The 19,333-nt window shown below is 73.2% G+C and carries 22 protein-coding genes and 1 pseudogene; 13 read left to right on the top strand and 10 right to left on the bottom strand.

The window, feature by feature from the left end; genetic code table 11:
• Nucleotides 1–21: 21 nt before the first annotated feature.
• Nucleotides 22–882: a dihydropteroate synthase gene (folP, locus tag AB0D01_RS02485; protein ID WP_363053128.1), complete on the bottom strand. Its 861-nt coding sequence runs from the start codon at nt 880–882 to the stop codon at nt 22–24.
• Nucleotides 883–958: 76 nt separating this feature from the next.
• On the opposite strand from folP, the gene AB0D01_RS02490 reads away from it, so the two are divergent.
• Together AB0D01_RS02490 and AB0D01_RS02495 are read left to right on the top strand one after the other, a co-directional pair.
• Nucleotides 959–1,342: a DivIVA domain-containing protein gene (locus AB0D01_RS02490; RefSeq protein ID WP_363053129.1), complete on the top strand. Its 384-nt coding sequence runs from the start codon at nt 959–961 to the stop codon at nt 1,340–1,342.
• Nucleotides 1,339–1,965: a DNA-3-methyladenine glycosylase I gene (locus tag AB0D01_RS02495; RefSeq protein ID WP_363053130.1), complete on the top strand. Its 627-nt coding sequence runs from the start codon at nt 1,339–1,341 to the stop codon at nt 1,963–1,965. Before AB0D01_RS02490 ends, AB0D01_RS02495 begins: the two co-directional genes overlap by 4 nt.
• Here the strand turns inward: AB0D01_RS02495 and AB0D01_RS02500 are convergent.
• Nucleotides 1,950–2,753 carry an enoyl-CoA hydratase-related protein gene (locus tag AB0D01_RS02500; protein WP_363053131.1) on the bottom strand — a complete coding sequence of 268 codons (804 nt, stop codon included), beginning with the start codon at nt 2,751–2,753 and terminating at the stop codon, nt 1,950–1,952. The two genes, AB0D01_RS02495 and AB0D01_RS02500, sit on opposite strands and share 16 nt — an antisense overlap.
• A 332-nt stretch (nt 2,754–3,085) precedes the next feature.
• Between AB0D01_RS02500 and AB0D01_RS02505 the strand changes: the two genes are divergently transcribed.
• Nucleotides 3,086–3,253 carry a DUF3117 domain-containing protein gene (locus AB0D01_RS02505; protein ID WP_003966491.1) on the top strand — a complete coding sequence of 56 codons (168 nt, stop codon included), beginning with the start codon at nt 3,086–3,088 and terminating at the stop codon, nt 3,251–3,253.
• Nucleotides 3,254–3,386: 133 nt separating this feature from the next.
• Here AB0D01_RS02505 and AB0D01_RS02510 read toward each other — a convergent pair whose 3' ends face one another.
• Entirely contained in the window at nt 3,387–4,049 is a 663-nt protein-coding gene (locus tag AB0D01_RS02510; RefSeq protein ID WP_363053132.1) for a class I SAM-dependent methyltransferase, read from the bottom strand.
• A gap of 167 nt (nt 4,050–4,216) precedes the next feature.
• On the opposite strand from AB0D01_RS02510, the gene sigE reads away from it, so the two are divergent.
• The 5 genes and pseudogenes from sigE (at nt 4,217) to AB0D01_RS02535 (ending at nt 8,753) form a co-directional block, all read left to right on the top strand.
• Nucleotides 4,217–4,996 carry an RNA polymerase sigma factor SigE gene (gene sigE, locus AB0D01_RS02515; RefSeq protein WP_363053133.1) on the top strand — a complete coding sequence of 260 codons (780 nt, stop codon included), beginning with the start codon at nt 4,217–4,219 and terminating at the stop codon, nt 4,994–4,996.
• A pseudogene (locus tag AB0D01_RS02520) lies at nt 4,993–5,412 on the top strand (zf-HC2 domain-containing protein); the annotation flags it as partial. The gene sigE and the pseudogene AB0D01_RS02520, both read left to right, overlap by 4 nt.
• 375 nt (nt 5,413–5,787) lie before the next feature.
• Nucleotides 5,788–7,287, top strand: coding sequence for a trypsin-like peptidase domain-containing protein (locus AB0D01_RS02525; protein ID WP_363053134.1), 1,500 nt, complete (start codon nt 5,788–5,790; stop codon nt 7,285–7,287).
• 135 nt (nt 7,288–7,422) lie between these two features.
• Nucleotides 7,423–7,881 carry a sec-independent translocase gene (locus AB0D01_RS02530; RefSeq protein WP_363053135.1) on the top strand — a complete coding sequence of 153 codons (459 nt, stop codon included), beginning with the start codon at nt 7,423–7,425 and terminating at the stop codon, nt 7,879–7,881.
• A 140-nt stretch (nt 7,882–8,021) separates the two neighbouring features.
• Nucleotides 8,022–8,753, top strand: coding sequence for a hypothetical protein (locus AB0D01_RS02535; RefSeq protein WP_363053136.1), 732 nt, complete (start codon nt 8,022–8,024; stop codon nt 8,751–8,753).
• 90 nt (nt 8,754–8,843) lie between these two features.
• Here the strand turns inward: AB0D01_RS02535 and AB0D01_RS02540 are convergent, their stop codons facing one another.
• The 3 genes from AB0D01_RS02540 to AB0D01_RS02550 form a co-directional block, all read right to left on the bottom strand.
• Entirely contained in the window at nt 8,844–10,004 is a 1,161-nt protein-coding gene (locus tag AB0D01_RS02540; protein ID WP_363053137.1) for an Mrp/NBP35 family ATP-binding protein, read from the bottom strand.
• Between the two features lie 42 nt (nt 10,005–10,046).
• Nucleotides 10,047–10,553 (bottom strand): DUF1003 domain-containing protein, encoded by a 507-nt coding sequence (locus AB0D01_RS02545; RefSeq protein ID WP_363053417.1) that lies wholly within the window; start codon nt 10,551–10,553, stop codon nt 10,047–10,049.
• A 166-nt stretch (nt 10,554–10,719) separates the two neighbouring features.
• Complete coding sequence (locus AB0D01_RS02550; protein ID WP_363053138.1) at nt 10,720–11,991, bottom strand: CBS domain-containing protein; 1,272 nt, start codon at nt 11,989–11,991, stop codon at nt 10,720–10,722.
• Between the two features lie 199 nt (nt 11,992–12,190).
• Between AB0D01_RS02550 and AB0D01_RS02555 the strand changes: the two genes are divergently transcribed.
• Complete coding sequence (locus AB0D01_RS02555; protein WP_363053139.1) at nt 12,191–13,066, top strand: hypothetical protein; 876 nt, start codon at nt 12,191–12,193, stop codon at nt 13,064–13,066.
• 15 nt (nt 13,067–13,081) lie between these two features.
• On the opposite strand, the gene AB0D01_RS02560 is transcribed toward AB0D01_RS02555, so the two are convergent.
• A complete protein-coding gene (locus tag AB0D01_RS02560) occupies nt 13,082–13,594 on the bottom strand; it encodes a hypothetical protein (protein ID WP_363053140.1) in 513 nt (170 codons plus the stop codon).
• Between the two features lie 32 nt (nt 13,595–13,626).
• Complete coding sequence (locus AB0D01_RS02565) at nt 13,627–14,742, bottom strand: magnesium and cobalt transport protein CorA (protein ID WP_363053141.1); 1,116 nt, start codon at nt 14,740–14,742, stop codon at nt 13,627–13,629.
• A gap of 387 nt (nt 14,743–15,129) precedes the next feature.
• Between AB0D01_RS02565 and AB0D01_RS02570 the strand changes: the two genes are divergently transcribed.
• The 4 genes from AB0D01_RS02570 to AB0D01_RS02585 all read left to right on the top strand — a co-directional run bounded on the left by AB0D01_RS02570 (nt 15,130) and on the right by AB0D01_RS02585 (nt 18,117).
• The gene (locus tag AB0D01_RS02570) at nt 15,130–15,714 is read left to right on the top strand and encodes a suppressor of fused domain protein (protein ID WP_363053142.1); all 585 of its coding nucleotides are present in this window, start codon (nt 15,130–15,132) and stop codon (nt 15,712–15,714) included.
• Between the two features lie 83 nt (nt 15,715–15,797).
• The gene (locus AB0D01_RS02575; RefSeq protein WP_363053143.1) at nt 15,798–16,454 is read left to right on the top strand and encodes a DUF6758 family protein; all 657 of its coding nucleotides are present in this window, start codon (nt 15,798–15,800) and stop codon (nt 16,452–16,454) included.
• A gap of 103 nt (nt 16,455–16,557) precedes the next feature.
• Nucleotides 16,558–17,424 (top strand): PHP domain-containing protein, encoded by an 867-nt coding sequence (locus tag AB0D01_RS02580; RefSeq protein ID WP_363053144.1) that lies wholly within the window; start codon nt 16,558–16,560, stop codon nt 17,422–17,424.
• A gap of 87 nt (nt 17,425–17,511) precedes the next feature.
• Nucleotides 17,512–18,117, top strand: a complete 606-nt coding sequence (locus AB0D01_RS02585; protein WP_363053145.1) for a MarC family protein — start codon at nt 17,512–17,514, stop codon at nt 18,115–18,117.
• A 68-nt stretch (nt 18,118–18,185) separates the two neighbouring features.
• On the opposite strand, the gene AB0D01_RS02590 is transcribed toward AB0D01_RS02585, so the two are convergent.
• Both AB0D01_RS02590 and AB0D01_RS02595 read right to left on the bottom strand, forming a co-directional pair.
• Nucleotides 18,186–18,338: a hypothetical protein gene (locus AB0D01_RS02590; protein ID WP_249767672.1), complete on the bottom strand. Its 153-nt coding sequence runs from the start codon at nt 18,336–18,338 to the stop codon at nt 18,186–18,188.
• A 95-nt stretch (nt 18,339–18,433) separates the two neighbouring features.
• Complete coding sequence (locus AB0D01_RS02595) at nt 18,434–19,294, bottom strand: alpha/beta fold hydrolase (RefSeq protein WP_363053146.1); 861 nt, start codon at nt 19,292–19,294, stop codon at nt 18,434–18,436.
• Nucleotides 19,295–19,333 lie beyond the last annotated feature (39 nt).

The following is a 19,333-nucleotide window of genomic DNA, read 5'->3' on the forward strand; positions in this document are numbered from 1 at the left end:
GGTCGGGCGGTGGCGGGACGGTCAGGCCAGACCCCGGCGGGCGACCGCCGGCGGGCGGTGCCCCCGGATGGACGCCACCATGTCCAGCACCTGCCGGGTCTCGGCGACCTCGTGGACGCGGTAGACCCGCGCGCCCAGCCAGGCCGAGACGGCCGTGGTCGCCAGGGTGCCCAGCAGGCGCTCCTTGACCGGCTTGTCGAGGGTCTCCCCGACGAAGTCCTTGTTGGACAGCGACACCAGCACCGGCCAGCCGGTGTCCGCCATCTCCGCGAGCCGCCGGGTGGCCTCCAGGGAGTGGCGGGTGTTCTTCCCGAAGTCGTGCCCCGGGTCGATCATGATCGACTCCCGCGGCACGCCGAGGGCCGCCGCCCGCTCGGCCAGCCCGACCGTGACGCGCAGGATGTCCTCCATGACGTCCTCGTACGTCGTGCGGTGCGGCCGCGTCCGCGGTTCGACCCCGCCCGCGTGGGTGCACACCAGCCCGACGCGGTGACGGGCAGCGACCTCGGCGAGCTTCGGGTCCACACCGCCCCACGCGTCGTTCAGGAGGTCGGCCCCGGCCTCGCACACGGCCTCGCCGACCTCGTGGCGCCAGGTGTCCACGCTGATCACCACGTCCGGGTGCCGGCGGCGCACCTCCGCCACGAAGCCGACCGTGCGCCGGGCCTCCTCGGCCGCGTCCACGTGCTCGCCCGGCCCGGCCTTGACCCCGCCGATGTCGATGATGGCGGCGCCCTCGGCCACCGCCCGCTCGACCCGCTCCAACGCGGGCTCGTCGCGGAAGGTCGCGCCCTGGTCGTAGAAGGAGTCAGGAGTCCGGTTCACGATGGCCATGATCACCGGCTCGTGGGTGTCGAACTCGCGCCTGCCCAGTCGCAGCATCCCGCTCTTTCCTCCTTCGGCGACCCTCGCGCCTCGTCTGCGACCTTAACCTGGTGGCCGGAGTCTCTCAGGGGAGTTGATCGTGTTCTGGTTCTTGCTGATCGCGCTGGTCGTGGTCGTGGCCGCGGTCACCCTCGCGGTGGTCGGCGGCGGGTCCGAGGCCGTTCTGCCCGAGGCGGAGCCGGACCGGGTCGTCGACGCCCTCCCGGAGACCCGCCCCGTCGAACGGGCCGACATCGACGCCCTGCGCCTGCCGGTCGCGCCGCGCGGCTACCGGATGGCGGAGGTGGACGACGTGCTCGACCGGCTCGCCGCGGAGCTCGCCGAGCGCGACGCCCGCATCGCCGAACTGTCCGCCCTCGTGACCCCGGCCGCCGCCGGGAGCACGACCCCGGCGCCGGCCGCCGACCGGCAGCCGGACGAGGCGCCCCGCGTCGACCTCGGGAAGGACGGGCGATGAGCGACCTCGGCCTGCTCCCCGGACCGGACGGCGAGCCGCGCTGCGCGTGGGGCCTGGCCACCGAGGACTACGTCGCCTACCACGACACGGAGTGGGGCCGCCCGGTCCACGGCGACGACGCGCTGTACGAGCGGCTGTGCCTGGAGGCCTTCCAGTCCGGGCTGTCCTGGCTGACGATCCTGCGCCGCCGCGAGGGCTTCCGCAGCGCCTTCGCCGGGTTCGAGATCGCGGCCGTGGCGGAGTTCGGCGAGGCGGACGTCGAACGGCTCCTCGCGGACGAGGGGATCATCCGCAACCGGGCCAAGATCGAGGCCACCCTCGCCAACGCGCGGGTGCTGGCCGGGTGGAAGCCGGGGGAGCTGGACGCGCTGATCTGGTCCCACGCCCCGCGCCGACGGGGCCGGGCCCCGAAGCGCCTGGCCGACGTACCGGCCGTCACCGACGAGTCCACGGCCCTGGCCAAGGCCCTGAAGAAGGCCGGCATCCGCTTCGTGGGACCGACCACCGCCTACGCCCTGATGCAGGCGTGCGGCCTGGTCAACGACCACCTCGCGGGCTGCGTCGCCCGCGAGGCGCAGGCCGTCTACGGGCCCTCGCCCGCCCCGGGTCAGCGACCCAGGTAGACCGGCGGCCGCTTCTCCAGGAAGGCCTGGACCGCGATGGCGTGGTCCTCGGAGGCGCCGGCGCGGGCCTGGAGGACGTCCTCGCGCTCCAGGGCCTCGGAGAGCGGGTGCGAGGTCCCGTAGGCCAGGGACTCCTTGATCGCGGCGTAGGCCACCGTCGGACCGGCGGCGAGGGCGCGGGCCACCTTCTCGGCCTCCGCGCGCAGCGACTCCGAGGGCACCAGGCGGTTCACGATGCCCAGCTCGTACGCCTCCTGCGCCTTGACCGAGCGCGGGAAGAGCAGCAGGTCCGAGGCGCGGGAGGCGCCGATCAGGCGGGGGAGGGTCCAGGACACCCCGGAGTCGGCCGTCAGCGCCACGCCGGCGAAGGAGGTGTTGAAGGACGCCGTGTCGGCGACGACCCGGAAGTCCGCCGCCAGCGCGAAGCCGAAGCCGGCGCCGGCCGCGACCCCGTTCACGCCCGCCACCACGGGCTTGGGCATCTCGGTGAGGGCCCGGACGATCGGGTTGTAGTGCTCGGCGACGGTGCGCATGGTCAGGGTGGAGCCGTTCTCGCGGTCCGCCGCGAGGTTGCCGATGTGCTCCTTGAGGTCCTGGCCCACGCAGAAGGCCCGGTTGCCGGAGGCGGTGAGCAGGACCGCCCGAACCGCCGCGTCGGCCGCCGCGGCCGCGACCGCGTCGCGGAGCGCGACCTTGGCCTCGGTGTTCATGGCGTTCATCGCGTCGGGCCGGTTGATCGTGATGGTGGCGAGTCCGTCGGTCACTTCGTAGAGCACGCTGTCGGCCATGGCGGGGGTCCCCCTTCGTCGCGGGCTTGGCTACCGGCCGGTACCGGCCGGTCCAAGGGTCAGCATGGCGGACGGGGCGACGGCCGGGCATGTGATGTGCGTCAAACGGAACGGACGGAGTCTTCAGGGGGCGGCGGCGAAGTATCGCAGGCCGGTCCCCGAAATGAGTGGTTTTGGTCGAGCGCGTTGCGCAAGCGTTCCCATCCGATGTTGGTCATCGGGTCCTGACATGCGGGATAATGGCCGGGAAGCAATGTGTTCGATGCCGGGTACTAGGCGCCTGAACGGGGCCGTCGGCTGACGATGAGCTGGTTTCAGGAAGGGGAACGAGCATGGCGGCCATGAAGCCGCGGACGGGCGACGGCCCGCTCGAGGTCACCAAGGAGGGGCGGGGCATCGTCATGCGCGTACCGCTCGAGGGCGGCGGTCGGCTTGTCGTCGAGCTGACTCCGGACGAGGCGGACGCCCTGGGTGACGCCCTGAAGAAGGTCGTCGGCTGAAGCGCCGGCACCCAGGCAACTCTGCACCGCCCCGGTCGCCCCTGGCGCCCGGGGCGGTGTTGCGTCCGGGCCCGGTCCGACCCGTCCCGCCCCGGATCGGGTCGCGCGGGACCGGTCGTCCGGACGACAGGCCCTACCGGCGGACCGCGCAGAGCAGGCCGTCGCCGACCGGGAGCAGGGCCGCCTCCAGGGCGGGGCTCTCGCGGACGCTGCGCAGCAGCTCGCGGACCCGGATCACCTCCACCGGCTGGGCCGCGGAGTCGACGGTGCGACCGTCGGAGAAGACCCCCTCGAAGCACACCAGCCCGCCCGGGCGCAGCAGCCGCAACGATTCGGCGAGGTAGTCGAGGGACTCGGCCGGGTCCCCGTCGCAGAAGACCAGGTCGTATCCGCCGTCGGCTAGCCGCGGCAGCACGTCCAGGGCACGGCCGGGGATGAAGCGGGCCCGGTTGCCCGCGAAGCCCGCCGCGCGGAACGCCTGCCGGGCGAAGGCCTGCCGGTCGGCCTCGGGATCCACCGTGGTGAGCACGCCGTCGGGGCGCATCCCGTGCAGCAGGTGGATGCCGGAGACCCCGGTGCCGGTGCCGATCTCGGCGACCGCCTTCGCGTCCGCCGTGGCGGCGAGCAGACGCAGCGCGGCCCCGGTGCCGGGGGACACGGACCGCAGGCCCGCTTCCCTGGACCGGTCGCGGGCCCATCGCAGAGCGTCGTCCTCGGCGACAAACGCGTCGGCGAACGCCAAGCTCGTCTGCCGGTTGCCGCTAATGACCCTCTCCTGTCCCCATAGTTGGCGCAACGGTGACTGTATCCGCTGACGTCGGGAACCCGCAGATGGGACCGGGCGTTGGGAGGGGTGGAGGCGGGATAGAGGGGACGGCACCGGGCAGATCGACGGCCCGGGACCCGAGGCCCGTGCAAAGTTAATGCAAAAAGGCTTATCCAGAGCTGACGGGAGGGGTGGTTATGGTAGGGGCTCCACTGGACACCACCAGAGCCGATAGGGGAGGTGCGGCTGCGCCTGTGGATCGTGGGGGCGTGTTCAGACGCCTCTTCTGGTCGGCGGGTGAGCCGAAATCCGTGACCGACATTGCTGACCGCTTCCACACCGCCACCGCCGCGACCACCGCGACCTTCACCGCCGAGGCGGGCCCGCAGGCGTGGACCCCTCCCACGTGGGAGGAGATCGTCAGCACGCACAGCGCGCGCGTCTACCGTCTCGCCTACCGCCTGACGGGCAATCAGCACGACGCCGAGGACCTGACCCAGGAGGTCTTCGTCCGCGTCTTCCGCTCGCTGTCGACCTACACGCCGGGCACCTTCGAGGGTTGGCTCCACCGCATCACGACCAACCTCTTCCTGGACATGGTGCGCCGCAAGCAGCGCATCCGCTTCGACGCCCTCGCCGACGACGCCGCCGAGCGGCTCCCGAGCCGTGAGCCGTCCCCCCAGCAGGTCCTCCACGACACCCACTTCGACGCGGACGTGCAGCAGGCGCTGGACACCCTCGCGCCCGAGTTCCGCGCCGCCGTGGTGCTCTGCGACATCGAGGGCCTGTCCTACGAGGAGATCGCCGCCACCCTCGGCGTGAAGCTCGGCACCGTCCGCAGCCGCATCCACCGGGGCCGGTCGCACCTGCGCAAGGCGCTCAAGCACCGGTCCCCCGAAGCCCGCGCCGAGCAGCGCGCCCTCGCAGGGGTGGCGGTGGGCGCTCCGGGCGCCGGGGGAGAGGGCGGAGCCGAGTGAGCGGCGTCAGTCCGTCCCCCGCCGAACAACACCTGGGCGACCGGCTCGCGGCGCTGGTGGACGGGGAGCTCGAACACGATGCCCGCGAGCGGGTACTGGCCCACCTGGCGACCTGCGCCAGGTGCAAGGCCGAGGCCGACGCGCAGCGCCGGCTCAAGAGCATGTTCGTGGAGAGCGCGCCGCCGCCGCTGTCCGCCGGGCTGCTCGCCCGGCTCCAGGGGCTGCCGGCCGGTGGTCCCGAGGGCCCGACCGGGCCGCCCACGACCGAGCTGCCGACGACGTTCGGATACGTCCCGCCGGCCGTGTCGCCCGGCGCGCGCGAGGGGTTCCGCATCCACGAGGTGGGCCGCCCCCGGCGCCGCTTCGCCTTCGTCGCGGCGGGAGCCGTGTCCCTGGCGGCGATCGCGCTCGGCGGTTCCCTCCCGCTGGAGGCCATCGAGCCGAACGCCCGCGGTGACGCCCCCGCGGCCCGCCCCGGACCCTCGCTCCCGTTGACCGACGCGGTCGTCCGCGACCGGCTGCCCAGTCCGGGGGTGCTGCCCACCCTGGGGCCCGCCGGACAGTTCCCCACCGCCGCCGTCTCGGCCTCCGCCTCCACCGCGCCGACGACCGCGCGGCCCGTGTCGCTGTCGCGCTGAGCGCCCGGGGCCCGGCGCGGGCGACCGGGCCCGCCGGGCGCCCGCGGGCCCCGCGGGTGACGGGCCCCTGGCACCCCGGGGGCCCGGTACCTGGTTGAATCGGCGGCAGGTGCGCCGCGTGCGGCGCGACAGGCAGGCCCGCGGGGAGCGTCCATGTCCGACAGTCAGCAGACCGATCCGGCTCCGTCGTGGTGGAGTCGACCGCGGCCCCCGGCGGACGCGCCGCCCGCCGCTCCCGCGCCCGACGCCCCGGCCGACGGGGCGGGCCCGGACCGGATCCCCTCCGCGGACACGACCGGCCCCGAGGCCCCCGCCGAGCCGCCTGCCGCCACCGGCCCCGAAGCCCCTGTCGAGTCGCCCGCCGCGACCGGCCCCGGAGCCTCTGCCGGGGTCGCCACCGAGTCGCCCGCCGAGGCCTCCGCCGCAGACGGCGCGTCGGTCCGTACCGACCCCGACACCTTCGCGCCGGAAGGCGCCGCGCCGGCGTCCGTCCCCCGCTACGACCCCTGGGCCGCGGGCCCGCTCCAGCAGGCAGACACCGGCCGGCGCCGCCGCGCCCCCGTCGGCCGGGCGGTGGCCCTCGTCGTCCTCGTGGGCCTCCTCGCGGGCGGGGTCGGCGGCTACCTGGGCATCCTCACCGAGCGCGCCGCCAACACCCGCCTGGAGCTGCCCCAGGCCGCCGCCGAGAGCAAGAACCGGTCCCCCGACAGCGTGGCCGGCATCGCCGCCACCGCCCTGCCCGGCGTGGTCACCCTGCACGTGCGCGGCGGCGCGGGCGGAGGCACCGGCACCGGATTCGTCCTCGACGACCAGGGCCACATCCTGACCAACAACCACGTCGTCGCCGACGCCAAGGACATAACGGTCACCTTCAGCACCGGCGAGAGCGCCGTCGCCGAGCTCGTCGGCCGCGACAGCGGCTACGACCTGGCCGTCGTGAAGGTCTCGGGCGTGCGGGGCCTGCGTCCCCTGGCGCTCGGCAACTCCGAGAACGTCCGCGTCGGCGACCCGGTGGTGGCCATCGGCGCCCCCTTCGACCTCTCCAACACCGTCACCGCCGGCATCATCAGCGCCACCGGACGCCCCATCACCGCGGGCGGGGACAAGGGCGACGGCAGCGACATCAGCTACGTCGACGCCCTCCAGACGGACGCCCCCATCAACCCGGGCAACTCCGGCGGCCCCCTCCTCGACTCCCGCGCCCACGTCATCGGCATCAACAGCGCGATCCGCGGCGCGGACAAGGGCGAGGACGGCGACGGCGGCCGCCAGAGCGGCAGCATCGGCCTCGGCTTCGCCATCCCGGTCAACCAGGGCAAGCGCGTCGCCGAGGAGCTCATCCGCACCGGTCACGCCACCCACCCGGTGATCGGAGTCACCCTCGACATGCAGTACACGGGAGACGGAGCCCGGGTCGGCACCAAGGGCGAGGACGGCAAGCCCTCCGTGGTGGCGGACGGCCCCGGCGCCCGCGCCGGGATCAGGCCCGACGACGTGATCACCAAGGTCGACGGGGTCCGCGTCCACGGCGGCGACGAGCTGATCATCAAGATCAGGGCCCACCGCCCCGGTGACCGCCTCACCCTGACCGTGCTCCGCGAGGGCCGCGAGCGCACCCTGGAAGTGGTGCTCGGTTCCGCCGACGGATCGTGACCGGAGGGATCACGACACGAATGGCACGTGACGGCGGGGTGAATCCCGAACCGGGATAGCACCGGCGTAGGGGACGGAGGGCAGGGCCGGGTACCGTTGACCGGGCCCGACTGCAGAGAGCCGAGGAGCGGCAAGGTGTTCAACGACATAGGCGCACTCGAGCTGGTCACGATCGTGGTGCTCGCCATCCTGATCTTCGGGCCGGACAAGCTCCCGAAGGTGATCCAGGACGTCAGCGGAGTGATCCGCAAGATCAGGTCGTTCTCCGACAGCGCCAAGCAGGACATCCGCTCCGAACTGGGCCCGGAGTTCAAGGACTTCGAGTTCGAGGACCTCAACCCGAAGACCTTCATCCGCAAGCAGCTCACGGAGAACGAGGACCTCAAGGAGATCCGCACGAGCTTCGACCTCCGCAAGGAGCTGAACGACGTCACCGACGCCGTCAACAGCAAGGAGGAGGCGGCCGCACCGGCCGCCGCCGCACCGGCCGCCACGCCCGCCGCTCCCGCCGCCGGAACCGGCCCCGACCTGCTGAAGAAGCCCGCGACCCCCGCCGCCGAGTCCCGCACCCCCTTCGACGCCGACGCCACCTGATCCCCTGCCTGCCCGGCGATCCGCGGTCGGATGGCTATCCTCCATCTGTTGTCCGGACCGAGGACGCCCGAGGGAGGGGGTCCCCCCAGCGAGGCGAGGGGGAGGGCCGTTCCGGACCCACGGAACGAGAGGCCGCCCTGATGGAGACGACGAGCAGTAGCCGGGTGGGCGCACAGCCCGCCGACAACCCGGCCGCCGCCGAACCCCCGCAGTCCGAGCAGAACCCGCAGGCGACGCCCCCGGGGTCGTCCCAGGAGGGCGCCGCGCCCGTCCCGGCGGCCCGCCGGGCGGCCGAGCGGTTCCTGGCGGCCGACTTCCCCTGGTACGGCCTCGACGGCGCCTTCACCGGTCCCCGCCGGCTCATGCAGGTCGGCACCGGCGCCGACGGCTCCGTCGAGCACGGCTCCGTCGGCCACGGCGACGAGCCCACCGCCCGGGGCGAGATCGCCACCGGCGAGAAGGAACGCTTCGCGGTGGTGGTCACCGTCGCCGGCAACCCGAACCGCCGCAGCGGCGACGGCACCGGCGTCCTGGAGGCCACCTCGGTCTCCTCCGCCGCCTGGCTCGCCGGCTCCGGGCTGCTCTCCTACAGCTGGCCGCAGCAGATGGACCACGGCCTGCGCGACCACTGGCTCGACCAGCAGACCGAGGCGGCCTGGGAACTCGCCGACGACCTGACCGGCCCCGACTGGTCGACGCTGTCGCTGCCCGTGGACGGGGAGCCGACGCCCTTCCACTACCGCGAGTCCGAGTTCGGCTGGGTGCTCGCCGGGACCACCGGCCGCGGCGTCCACCTGGGCGCGTACGGGCGCGGCATGAGCGCGTACGGCCTCGGCTTCTGCGCGATCACGGACCTCGCGACCTACGAGTAGCCGGCGGCCCCGTACGGGAACGGGAAAGGGCACCGCCGACCGACGGTGCCCTTCACGCGGAGCGCCCCGCCGAGGGGGCGCGTGCGTCGACTAGAACTTGTTGCGCGGGGTGATCCCCAGCGACATGCCCGACAGGCCGCGGGCCCGGCCGCCCAGCTTGCCCGCGATCGCGCGCAGCGCGGCGCCCGCCGGGGAGTCCGGGTCGGACAGCACGACCGGCTTGCCGTCGTCGCCGCCCTCGCGCAGGCGCACGTCGATCGGGATGGTCCCGAGCACCGGCACGGACGCGCCGACGGTCTTGGTCAGCCCGTCCGCGACCTTCTGGCCGCCGCCCGAGCCGAACACGTCGACCATCTCGTCGCAGTGCGGGCACGGCAGCCCCGACATGTTCTCGACGACGCCGACGATCTTCTGGTGGGTCTGCACGGCGATCGACCCGGCCCGCTCGGCGACCTCGGCCGCCGCCTGCTGCGGGGTGGTCACGACGAGGATCTCGGCGTTCGGCACGAGCTGCGCCACGGAGATCGCGATGTCGCCGGTGCCCGGCGGCAGGTCCAGCAGCAGCACGTCCAGGTCGCCCCAGAACACGTCCGCGAGGAACTGCTGGAGCGCCCGGTGCAGCATCGGGCCGCGCCAGACCACCGGGGCGTTGCCCGGGGTGAACATGCCGATGGAGATGACCTTCACGCCGTTCGCGGACGGCGGCATGATCATGTTCTCGACCTGGGTCGGACGGCCCTCGACGCCGAGCATGCGCGGCACGCTGTGGCCGTAGATGTCCGCGTCGACCACGCCGACCTTCAGCCCGTCGGCCGCCATCGCCGCGGCCAGGTTGACCGTCACGGAGGACTTGCCGACGCCGCCCTTGCCGGAGGCCACCGCGTAGACGCGGGTCAGGGAGCCCGGCTTGGCGAAGGGCACCTCGCGCTCGGCGGTGCCGCCGCGCAGGGTGGCCGCCAGCTCCTTGCGCTGCTCGTCGCTCATCACGTCGAGGCTGACGGCGACCGCGGTGACGCCGGGGACCTTCTCGACGGCCTCGGTGACGTTCTTGGTGATGGTCTCGCGCATGGGGCAGCCCGACACCGTGAGGTAGACCGTGACGGCGACGGCGCCGCCCTCGCCGATCTCCACCGATTTGACCATGCCGAGCTCGGTGATCGGCCGGTGGATCTCGGGGTCGTTCACCGTCGCCAGCGCGTCCAGGATCGCGTCCTGCTCGGGCACGGCGGCGGAGCTTGTGTCGGTAGCCATGTCCCGATGGTACGGCTCGGTAGCGTGCCCGAGGAAAGCCCGCTAGCGGTCGCCTTCGTCACTCTCCGACGGGAATAGGCGACGCTCGTCCATCTCCTTGATCAGGTCCTGGAACTCCGACCTGATCCAGTCGCGGGTGGCGACCTCGCCCAGGCCCATCCGCAGGGCCGCGATCTCCCGCGTCAGGTACTCGGTGTCCGCGATGGAGCGCTCGTTCTGCTTGCGGTCCTGCTCGTGGGTGACGCGGTCCCGGTCGTCCTGGCGGTTCTGCGCGAGGAGGATCAGCGGGGCGGCGTAGGAGGCCTGGAGGGACAGCATCAGCGTCAGGAAGATGAAGGGGTACTGGTCGAAGCGCAGGTGGTCCGGGGCGAAGATGTTCCACAGCACCCACACCACGATGACCAGGGTCATCCAGACGATGAACCGGCCCGTGCCCAGGAAGCGGGCGACCCGCTCGGACAGCCGGCCGAAGGCCTCGGGGTCGTACTCCGGCAGCAGCCTGCGCCGTCCGGCGCGCGGCAGGTCCAGCCGTACGCGCGGGCGCGACAGCGCGCTCGACCCGGCGCCGCCGCCGGCCCGCGCCCGTTCGGCGGAACGTTCCGGCCGGTCGGCGCGCAGCCGGTCCGCCGCCTCCTCCAGCCGCTCCGACAGGCCCTCCCGGGCGTGCTCGCGCCGCTCGCGGCGCCGCTCGCGCGCCGCCTCTCCACGGCCCCGCTCAGTGGCCACGTACGGCCTCCTCGGAGTGGAAGTCCGTCTCCCGCCAGTCGTCCGGCAGCAGGTGGTCCAGTACGTCGTCCACGGTGACCGCGCCCAGCAGCGAGCCGCTCTCGTCGACGACGGGCACCGCGACCATGTTGTACGCGGCCAGGTAGCTGGTCACCACGGGCAGCGAGGCGTCCGGGCGCAGCGGGGGCAGGTCCGTGTCCACGATCGAGCTGACGAGGGTGAACGGGGGGTCCCGCAGCAGCCGCTGGAAGTGCACCGTGCCCAGGTACTTGCCCGTCGGGGTCTCGTCCGGCGGCCGGCACACGTAGACCTGCGCGGCCAGCGCCGGCGACAGGTCCGACTGGCGTACGCGGGCCAGCGCGTCGGCGACGGTCGCGTCGGGCCGCAGCACGATCGGTTCGGTGGTCATCAGGCCGCCCGCGGTGCGCTCCTCGTAGGAGAGCAGGCGGCGCACGTCGGCCGCGTCGTCGGGCCGCATCAGGGTGAGCAGCCGTTCCTTGTCGTCCTCGGGCAGTTCGGACAGCAGGTCGGCCGCGTCGTCCGGGTCCATCGCCTCCAGGACGTCCGCGGCGCGCTCCTCCTTCAGCTTGCCGAGGATCTCCACCTGGTCGTCCTCGGGGAGCTCCTCCAGGACGTCCGCGAGCCGGTCGTCGTCGAGGGCGTTGGCGACCTCCGCGCGCCGCTTGGGCGTCAGGTGGTGCAGGACGTTCGCGAGGTCGGCGGGGCGCATCTGTTCGAAGGTGGCGACCAGGCTCTCGGCGCCCTGCCCGTGCTCCTCCAGGGAGAAGCCGGTGACCGCCGACCACTCCACGGTCAGGGTCTCGCCGCGGCGGCGCAGGGCGCCGCCCTTGCCCTTGCGGACGAAGATCCGGTCGATCTCCCAGTCGCGGCGGGCCGGCAGTTGCTGGATGGCCACGTCGAGGACGGTGACCTCCTCGCCGGTGGCGACCAGCGTGACCCGGCGGTCCAGGAGTTCGCCGAGGACCAGTCGCTCGGTGGGGCGCTGTTCGAAGCGCCGCATGTTGACCACGCCGGTGGTGATGACCTGTCCGGACTCCACCCCGGTCACCCGGGTCATGGGCAGGAAGATCCGGCGCCGGCTGACGACCTCGACGACCAGTCCCAGCAGCCGCGGCGGGCGCCCGCCGACGCGCAGCATCGCGACGAGGTCGCGGACCCGGCCGACCTGGTCGCCGTTGGGATCGAAGACGGGCACACCCGACAGATGCGATACGAAGATCCGCGGGGCGCCTGCAGCCATCCGAGCGCCTCCTAGAGCGTCCATCAACAGTCCTGCCGTGCCTCAGGCTAGCCCGTGCGGTGGGCAAGCGTCCTGGTGGGGCCGTCCGCCCGGGGGTGGCGGGGGGCGCGTGAGGGTGGCGCGGGGGCCCGGTGGAGCCCGTGGCGCCGCCGGGTACGCTGCCTGCTGCCCGCAGACCACCGACGAGAGGTCCCCGCCCGTGACCGCCCACACCCCCGCCGCACGGCTGCGCCGGGCCACGGCCATCGGCGCCCTGTGCGCGGGCCTCGCCGTCGCCGGCACCGGCTGCGCGACCAAGGAGGACCCCGACAAGGGCACGAACGGCGTCGGCAAGCTCAGCGCCGAGAAGATCGAGTCCCAGGCGAAGGCCGCCGCGGGCGGCGCCGCCTCGGTCCACCTGTCGGGGACCCTGGTCACGGGCGGCAAGTCCTACACGCTCGACATGCGGCTCAAGGCGGACGGCGGTTCCGGCGAGGTGAAGTCGCAGGACGACACCACCTTCCAGCTGCTGCGGGTGGGGGAGGAGCTGTACCTGAAGGCGGGCGCGGCCTTCTGGGGGACGTCGGACTCGGCGGGCAAGCTCGGCGACAAGTACGTGAAGGTCCCCGAGAACGACCCCTCGTACAAGCAGTTCCGCGGTTTCACCGACATGCGGGTCCTGCTCGACGGGCTCCTCGGGCTCCAGGGCAAGCTCACCAAGGGCGCGTACGCGAAGGTCGGCCAGACCCGGGTGGTACCGGTGTCGGCGGACGCCGGCAAGGGCGGCAAGGTCTCGGTGTCCCTGGACGGCACCCCGTACCCGGTGCTGATGGAGCGGGCGGGCGGCGCGGGCCGGGTGGAGCTGTCGGAGTGGGGCAAGCCCTTCCCGCTGGACCCGCCGACGCAGGACCAGACCGTGGACTACGGCTCCCAGCTGCCGACCACCAAGGACGGAAAGCCGGGCACCGGCACGGACGGCGCCGCCGCGGGCACCGGCACGGGCTCGGGCGGCGGCGGCACGGGCACGGGCGGCCCGGCGCCGTCCAAGGGCACCGGGTCCGGCACGGGTCAGGGCGCGAACCCGACCGGGGGCTGAGCGCCCCTCAAGCGGTCAGCGCCTGTTCTTCTTCCGCTTCAGCAGCAGCTTCGGCAGCGCCGCCGGGATCGCCCGCCGGGTGAGGGCGGGGGAGGGCAGCGGGGCCGAGACCAGCGAGCCGGTGGGCAGCTCCTCGGCGACGGCGACCGGCTCCAGGCGCAGCAGCCGGCACTCGCGCGCCCAGCGCTGCGTCATCAGTTCGGAGTCGGGCGCGTTCAGCCGCTTGCCCTTCAGCTCGGCGACGGCGGACTCCCAGGGCTCGCTGCCGGGCGCCAGTTCCCGTACGGCCGCCGTCCAGGCGACGAGCCGGCCGCCCTTGTCCTTGCTGCGCACGGTCACCTCGGCCGCCGACCCGTCGGCGAGCCCGGGGAACGGCTGCTCGCCCGGCCCGTCGCCGAGGACGTGCGCGGCGCCGTCCACCCAGGCGTGCCACAGGGCCCGGTCGGCGCCCGCGCCGCGGACCCAGATCAGGCCGGACTTCTTGGAGGCCTCCTCGACGAGGGCCAGGTCGAGCGCGCTGAGAGTCATGCGCACAGGGTAGCCACCCGGCCGGGCGCGGCCTACAGCCAGCCGTGGCGCCGCAGGGCCCGGTGGATGGTGAAGCAGATCCCGACGATCGAGGCCATCACCATCGGGTAGCCGTACTTCCAGTGGAGTTCCGGCATGTGCTCGAAGTTCATCCCGTACACCCCGCAGATCATCGTGGGCACGGCGATGATGGCCGCCCAGGAGGTGATCTTGCGCATGTCCTCGTTCTGGGCGACGGTCGCCTGCGCGAGGTTGGCCTGGAGGATCGAGTTCAGCAGTTCGTCGAAGCCGATGACCTGCTCGTGCACCCGGGCGAGGTGGTCGGCGACGTCACGGAAGTACTTCTGGATGTCCGGGTCCACCAGGCGCATGGGCCGCTCGCTCAGCAGCTCCATCGGGCGCAGCAGCGGGGACACCGCCCGCTTGAACTCCAGGACCTCCCGCTTGAGCTGGTAGATGCGGCCCGCGTCGCCGCCCCGGCCGACGCCCTTGGCGGGAGCGGCGAACACCTCGCTCTCCACCTCGTCGATGTCGTCCTGCACGGCCGCCGCGACCGCGATGTACCCGTCGACGACGTGGTCGGCGAGGGAGTGCAGCACGGCCGAGGGGCCGCGCGAGAGCAGCTCGGGGTCGTCCTGGAGGCGGTGGCGCAGCCCCTTGAGGGAGCCCTGTCCGCCGTGGCGGACCGTGATGACGAAGTCGGTGCCGGTGAAGCACATCACCTCGCCGGTCTCCACCACCTCGCTGGTCGCGGTGAGTTGGGCGTGCTCGACGTAGTGGATCGTCTTGAAGACCGTGAAGAGGGTGTCGTCGTAGCGCTCCAGCTTCGGCCGCTGGTGGGCGTGGACCGCGTCCTCCACGGCGAGCGGGTGCAGTCCGAACTCGGCGGCGATGCCCGCGAACTCGGCCTCGGTCGGCTCGTGCAGCCCGATCCAGGCGAAGCCGCCGCTCTCGCGCACCCGCCGCATCGCCTCGCGCGGCGACAGGCAGGCGGTGCCCTCCACGCGTCCGCCGTCGCGGTACACGGCGCAGTCGACGACCGCGCTGCTGGCGGAGGGGTCGCGGGTGGCGTCGTAGCCGGGCTGGACGGGGGTGGACCTGCGCAGGGCAGGACGGACGGCGGCACGGAGGTAGGGCAGCATCGACATGGCAGGCTCCTTCGCGCGCACGGCTGCGGGCCGTACGGGTGGGAGGCCTTCCGCGACCGGGGCGGGACGGCCCGGGACGTACGGAAGGAGACAGGACGGGAGGGGACGAAGTTCCGCCGTCGCTCTTCTACTGGTCCTCTGCTGATCCGAAGATCACAGGGGGCGGGAGGCGCCCGCCGGTGGAGCGGAAGAGCGATCGGTACTGCACGATCGACTTCGATCCATCGCAGCCCCACCTCCTCCGGCCGGTCCTCCGTGGAGGACGTCCTTCGCCGGTGCCCCGAAACATGCTTCTGCATGCGGCCCCGAACAGCTGTCAACACTATCAGCCGACGGATGGTCAGGGGCCTGCCTTTACCCGCCTGATACGAGTTCTATGCTCGGTGCATGGCAGAAATTCTGGCCCTCGTCGAAGCCCGGCTGCACAGCGCGTTCGGCGAACCCGACGCCCGCGCCGCCGTCACCTTCCTGGGCACCGACCGCATCGAGGTCCTCCGCTTCGCCTCCGACGACCTCGTCCGGTACGCGACCCTCGGCATGTCCGCTCACCCGATGACCGACCCCACCGACATGGTCGCGGACCCCGTACGGGGCCCCCGCGCCGAGCTGGTCCTGACCGTACGGGCCGGCCTCGCCCCCACCGACGGACTGCTGCGCCCCCTCGCGGTGCTGGCGGCCTCGCCGGTGGTCGAGGGGCTGATCGTCGCCCCCGGCGCCTCGCTGGACGTGGGCGAACCGCTCTGGCAGGGGGCCCCGTTCGGCTCGGTCCTCGTCGCGGAGCCGGGCGGGCTCGTCGAGGACCTGGCCCTGGACGAGCCCATGGACCCGGTCCGCTTCCTGCCCCTGCTGCCGATGACGGCGAACGAGGCCGCCTGGAAGCGGGTGCACGGCGCCGCGGCGCTCCAGGAGCGCTGGCTCGCGCGCGGCACCGATCTGCGGGACCCTCTGCGTACGGCCGTCGCGCTGGACTGAGCCGCGCGCCCGCGGGTACGGATGACATCCGGACGGGTGATCGCGTCTTGACGGCGCGCCGGGCTGGGAGGAGCGTGCTTCTTATGAGGGGCGAACCGAGTTGCCCGAAGTGCGGTGGCCGGGTCCGAGCGCCCGGCCTGTTCGCCGACTCCTGGCAGTGCGCGGTGCACGGACCGGTCCATCCGCTACAGCCTGTCATCCCGCCCAGCGTCGAGGGCCTGGGCGTGGTGGTGAACCGGGCGCAGGTGCCGGTGTGGATGCCGTGGCCGCTTCCGGTGGGCTGGCTGTTCACCGGGATCGCGACCGCCGGCGACGACCGCAGCGGGGGACGGGCGACCGCCGTGGCCTGTTCGGGCCCGGGCCCGCTGGGCGGCATCGGCGAGCTGTTGCTGATCGCGGAGGAGCTGGGCGTCGGACTGGGCTCCCGCTTCGCCGGCATCGACGCGCCCGACCCGGGCCCCCACATCAACGTCTCCGCGCCGCCGCACACGAAGGTCGTCGCGGCGGGGCGGCCGACTCCGCTGTGGCACCTGTCCGGGGTCCCGGACGACCGGGCGGTGTTCGCGGGCGAGGCGCGAGGGCTGTGGTTGTGGGCCATCGTGTGGCCCGAACAGTCGGGACTCCTCATGTACGACGAGCTGGTCCTCACCGACCTGCGCGACGCGGGCTCCGAGGTGGAACTCCTGCCCTGCGGCGCCCTCAGCCCCCGCATCCTGAGCCCCGACGGCGGTACGCCCTGACGGTGCCCGCGCCCCGTCACCGGCGCGGGGGCGGCCCGGAGGGGTCCGCGGCGGCGGTACCCTGGAGTGTCCCCCCGTCCGTCCGAAGCCCTGGAGTCCGGCTGTGCGCATCGACCTGCACGCGCACTCCACCGCCTCCGACGGTACGGACACCCCGGCCGAGCTGGTGCGCAACGCCGCCGCCGCCGGGCTCGACGTGGTCGCGCTGACCGACCACGACACCGTCGGGGGACACGCCGAGGCCATCGCCGCCCTGCCCGCCGGACTCACCCTGGTGACCGGCGCCGAGCTCTCCTGCCGCCTCGACGGGATCGGCGTGCACCTGCTCGCGTACCTCTTCGACCCCGAGGAGCCCGAGCTCTCGCGCGAGCGCGAGCTCGTCCGCGACGACCGCGTGCCGCGCGCCCAGGCCATGATCGGCAAGCTCCGCGAGCTCGGCGTGGACATCACCTGGGAGCAGGTCGCCCGGATCGCGGGCGACGGTTCCGTCGGCCGCCCGCACATCGCCACCGCCCTCGTGGACCTCGGCGTCGTGCCCACCGTCTCCGACGCCTTCACGCCCCGGTGGCTCGCCGACGGCGGTCGCGCCTTCGCGCACAAGCACGAGCTCGACCCCTTCGACGCCGTCCGCCTGGTCAAGGCGGCCGGCGGGGTCACCGTCTTCGCGCACCCCGCCGCGGTCAAGCGCGGCACGTGCGTCCCGGAGTCCGCGATAGCCGCGCTGGCCGCCGCCGGTCTCGACGGCATCGAGGTCGACCACATGGACCACGACGCCCCCACCCGCGACCGCCTGCGCGGCCTCGCGAAGGACCTGGACCTGCTGACGACCGGATCCAGCGACTACCACGGCAGCCGCAAGACCTGCCGCCTCGGGGAGTACACGACCGACCCCGAGATCTACGGCGAGATCACGCGCCGCGCCTTCGGGGCCTTCCCCGTGCCCGGCGCCGGCGGAGACGCCCGCGCGTAACCGCCGCGGCCCTTCGGCCCCGCGTCGCGCCCGCCCCGCCCTCCCACGTCTTCTTTCGACACACCCCTCTCCCTGCAAGGCATCACTGTGTTTGATTTCGCCGTCTTCGGATCCCTATTTCTCACGCTTTTTGTGATTATGGACCCCCCGGGGATCACGCCGATCTTCCTCGCCCTGACCTCCGGGCGCCCCGCCAAGGTCCAGCGCCGCATGGCCTGGCAGGCCGTCTGCGTGGCCTTCGGCGTCATCGCCGTCTTCGGCATCTGCGGCCAGCAGATCCTGGACTACCTGCACGTCTCCGTGCCGGCCCTGATGATCGCCGGTGGTCTGCTGCTCCTCCTGATCGCCCTCGACCTGCTCACCGGCAAGACCGACGAGCCCAAGCAGACCAAGGACGTGAACGTCGCCCTCGTCCCGCTGGGCATGCCGCTGCTGGCCGGCCCCGGTGCGATCGTGTCCGTCATCCTGGCCGTGCAGAAGGCCGACGGGGTCACCGGCCAGGTGTCCGTGTGGTGCGCGATCGTCGCCATGCACGTCGTGCTGTGGCTGACCATGCGCTACTCGCTGGTGATCATCCGCGTCATCAAGGACGGCGGCGTCGTCCTGGTGACCCGCCTCGCGGGCATGATGCTGTCGGCCATCGCCGTCCAGCAGATCATCAACGGCGTGCTCCAGGTCGTGCGCGGCGCCTGACCGCCGCCTTCCGCGCGCATGCGAACGCCCCCGTCACCGGGTTCCGGTGCGGGGGCGTTTCGGAAGCGTCAGGAGGACGCCGTCTCGGCCGGTCGGATCAGAATGCGCTGGCCGATCGAGGCGGCCTGCTGCACGATCCGGTTGACGGAGGCCGCGTCCACGACGGTGCTGTCCACGGCGGTCCCGTCGACGTCGTCCAGGCGCAGAATCTCGAAGCGCATGGCTTCTCCCTTCGTCAGTGTTCTCCTTGCACAGGGATCAACGAAGTGTAGACCGCAAACATTCCCTACGCTAAGGAAATTTTTTCCTTAGCTAACTACTGCCCGGTCGAGCCGTCCCAGAACGCCACTAGAGCACCCGCCGTGACCTGCGGATTCTCCGCGTTGGGGGAGTGTTCCGCGCCCTCGACGACCACCCGCGCCGCGCTCAAGCGCGCGGCCATGTCGTCCATCAACGGCACCGGCCAGGCGTAGTCCACCTCGCCGGACAGCACCAGCTTCGGCAACGGCACCGCCGCCAGCTCCGCCACCCGGTCCGGCTCCGAGACCAGCACCCGCCCGGTGGCGATCAGCTGCTCCGGGACGGTGGCCATCCACCGCTCCCGCAGGAACCGCGCCAGCTCGGGGGAGTCCGGCTCGGTGTCCGGAGCGTCCTGGGAGCGCATCGCCGCCCAGACCGTCGCCATGTCCTCCCGCAGCTCCTCCAGCGCCGCGACCAGCAGGCGCGTACGGTCCTGCTGGGCCCGCGCGATCGCGGCCGGACCACTGCTCATCAGCGTGAGGGAGGCGAACCGCGCCGGCTCGCGCAGGACGGCGGCCCGCGCCACCAGACCGCCCAGCGAGTGCCCGACCAGGTGCAGGGGCCCGGCCCCGTCGACCGCCGCCGCCTGGGCCAGGACGTCGGCCGCCAGCTCCTCCAGCGCGTACGCCTCCTCCGTGCGCGGCCCGGGGCTCTCGTGCTGGCCCCGCCCGTCGACGGCCACCACCCGGTAGCCGGCCGCGGCCAGCGGCTCCAGCAGGGCGATGAAGTCCTCCTTGCTGCCGGTGAACCCGGGCACCAGCAGGACGGTGCCGCGCGCGGCCTCCCCCGCCTCGTGCACGGCGAACTCCCCGCGCGCGGTGCTCAGGCGGTACGCGCGGGCCACGGACGGCAGGACCAGAAGCGGCGGCTTGCTCATGCCCCGAGGCTACCGGCCCGTAGCCCCGCGCACGAGAAC

The sequence above is a fragment of the Streptomyces sp. NPDC048606 genome (genome assembly GCF_040650855.1).
Taxonomy (GTDB): domain Bacteria; phylum Actinomycetota; class Actinomycetes; order Streptomycetales; family Streptomycetaceae; genus Streptomyces.

Bases quoted from the DNA above. Each gene is read 5' to 3' on its own strand.
- AB0D01_RS02590 (WP_249767672.1), bottom strand. From the start codon at position 18,338: ATGCGCTTCGAGATTCTGCGCCTGGACGACGTCGACGGGACCGCCGTG.
- folP (WP_363053128.1), bottom strand. From the start codon at position 882: ATGCTGCGACTGGGCAGGCGCGAGTTCGACACCCACGAGCCGGTGATC.
- AB0D01_RS02575 (WP_363053143.1), top strand. From the start codon at position 15,798: ATGAGGGGCGAACCGAGTTGCCCGAAGTGCGGTGGCCGGGTCCGAGCG.
- AB0D01_RS02560 (WP_363053140.1), bottom strand. From the start codon at position 13,594: ATGACTCTCAGCGCGCTCGACCTGGCCCTCGTCGAGGAGGCCTCCAAG.
- AB0D01_RS02535 (WP_363053136.1), top strand. From the start codon at position 8,022: ATGGAGACGACGAGCAGTAGCCGGGTGGGCGCACAGCCCGCCGACAAC.
- AB0D01_RS02505 (WP_003966491.1), top strand. From the start codon at position 3,086: ATGGCGGCCATGAAGCCGCGGACGGGCGACGGCCCGCTCGAGGTCACC.
- AB0D01_RS02595 (WP_363053146.1), bottom strand. From the start codon at position 19,294: ATGAGCAAGCCGCCGCTTCTGGTCCTGCCGTCCGTGGCCCGCGCGTAC.
- sigE (WP_363053133.1), top strand. From the start codon at position 4,217: ATGGTAGGGGCTCCACTGGACACCACCAGAGCCGATAGGGGAGGTGCG.
- AB0D01_RS02565 (WP_363053141.1), bottom strand. From the start codon at position 14,742: ATGTCGATGCTGCCCTACCTCCGTGCCGCCGTCCGTCCTGCCCTGCGC.
- AB0D01_RS02570 (WP_363053142.1), top strand. From the start codon at position 15,130: ATGGCAGAAATTCTGGCCCTCGTCGAAGCCCGGCTGCACAGCGCGTTC.
- AB0D01_RS02550 (WP_363053138.1), bottom strand. From the start codon at position 11,991: ATGGCTGCAGGCGCCCCGCGGATCTTCGTATCGCATCTGTCGGGTGTG.
- AB0D01_RS02540 (WP_363053137.1), bottom strand. From the start codon at position 10,004: ATGGCTACCGACACAAGCTCCGCCGCCGTGCCCGAGCAGGACGCGATC.
- AB0D01_RS02495 (WP_363053130.1), top strand. From the start codon at position 1,339: ATGAGCGACCTCGGCCTGCTCCCCGGACCGGACGGCGAGCCGCGCTGC.
- AB0D01_RS02500 (WP_363053131.1), bottom strand. From the start codon at position 2,753: ATGGCCGACAGCGTGCTCTACGAAGTGACCGACGGACTCGCCACCATC.
- AB0D01_RS02525 (WP_363053134.1), top strand. From the start codon at position 5,788: ATGTCCGACAGTCAGCAGACCGATCCGGCTCCGTCGTGGTGGAGTCGA.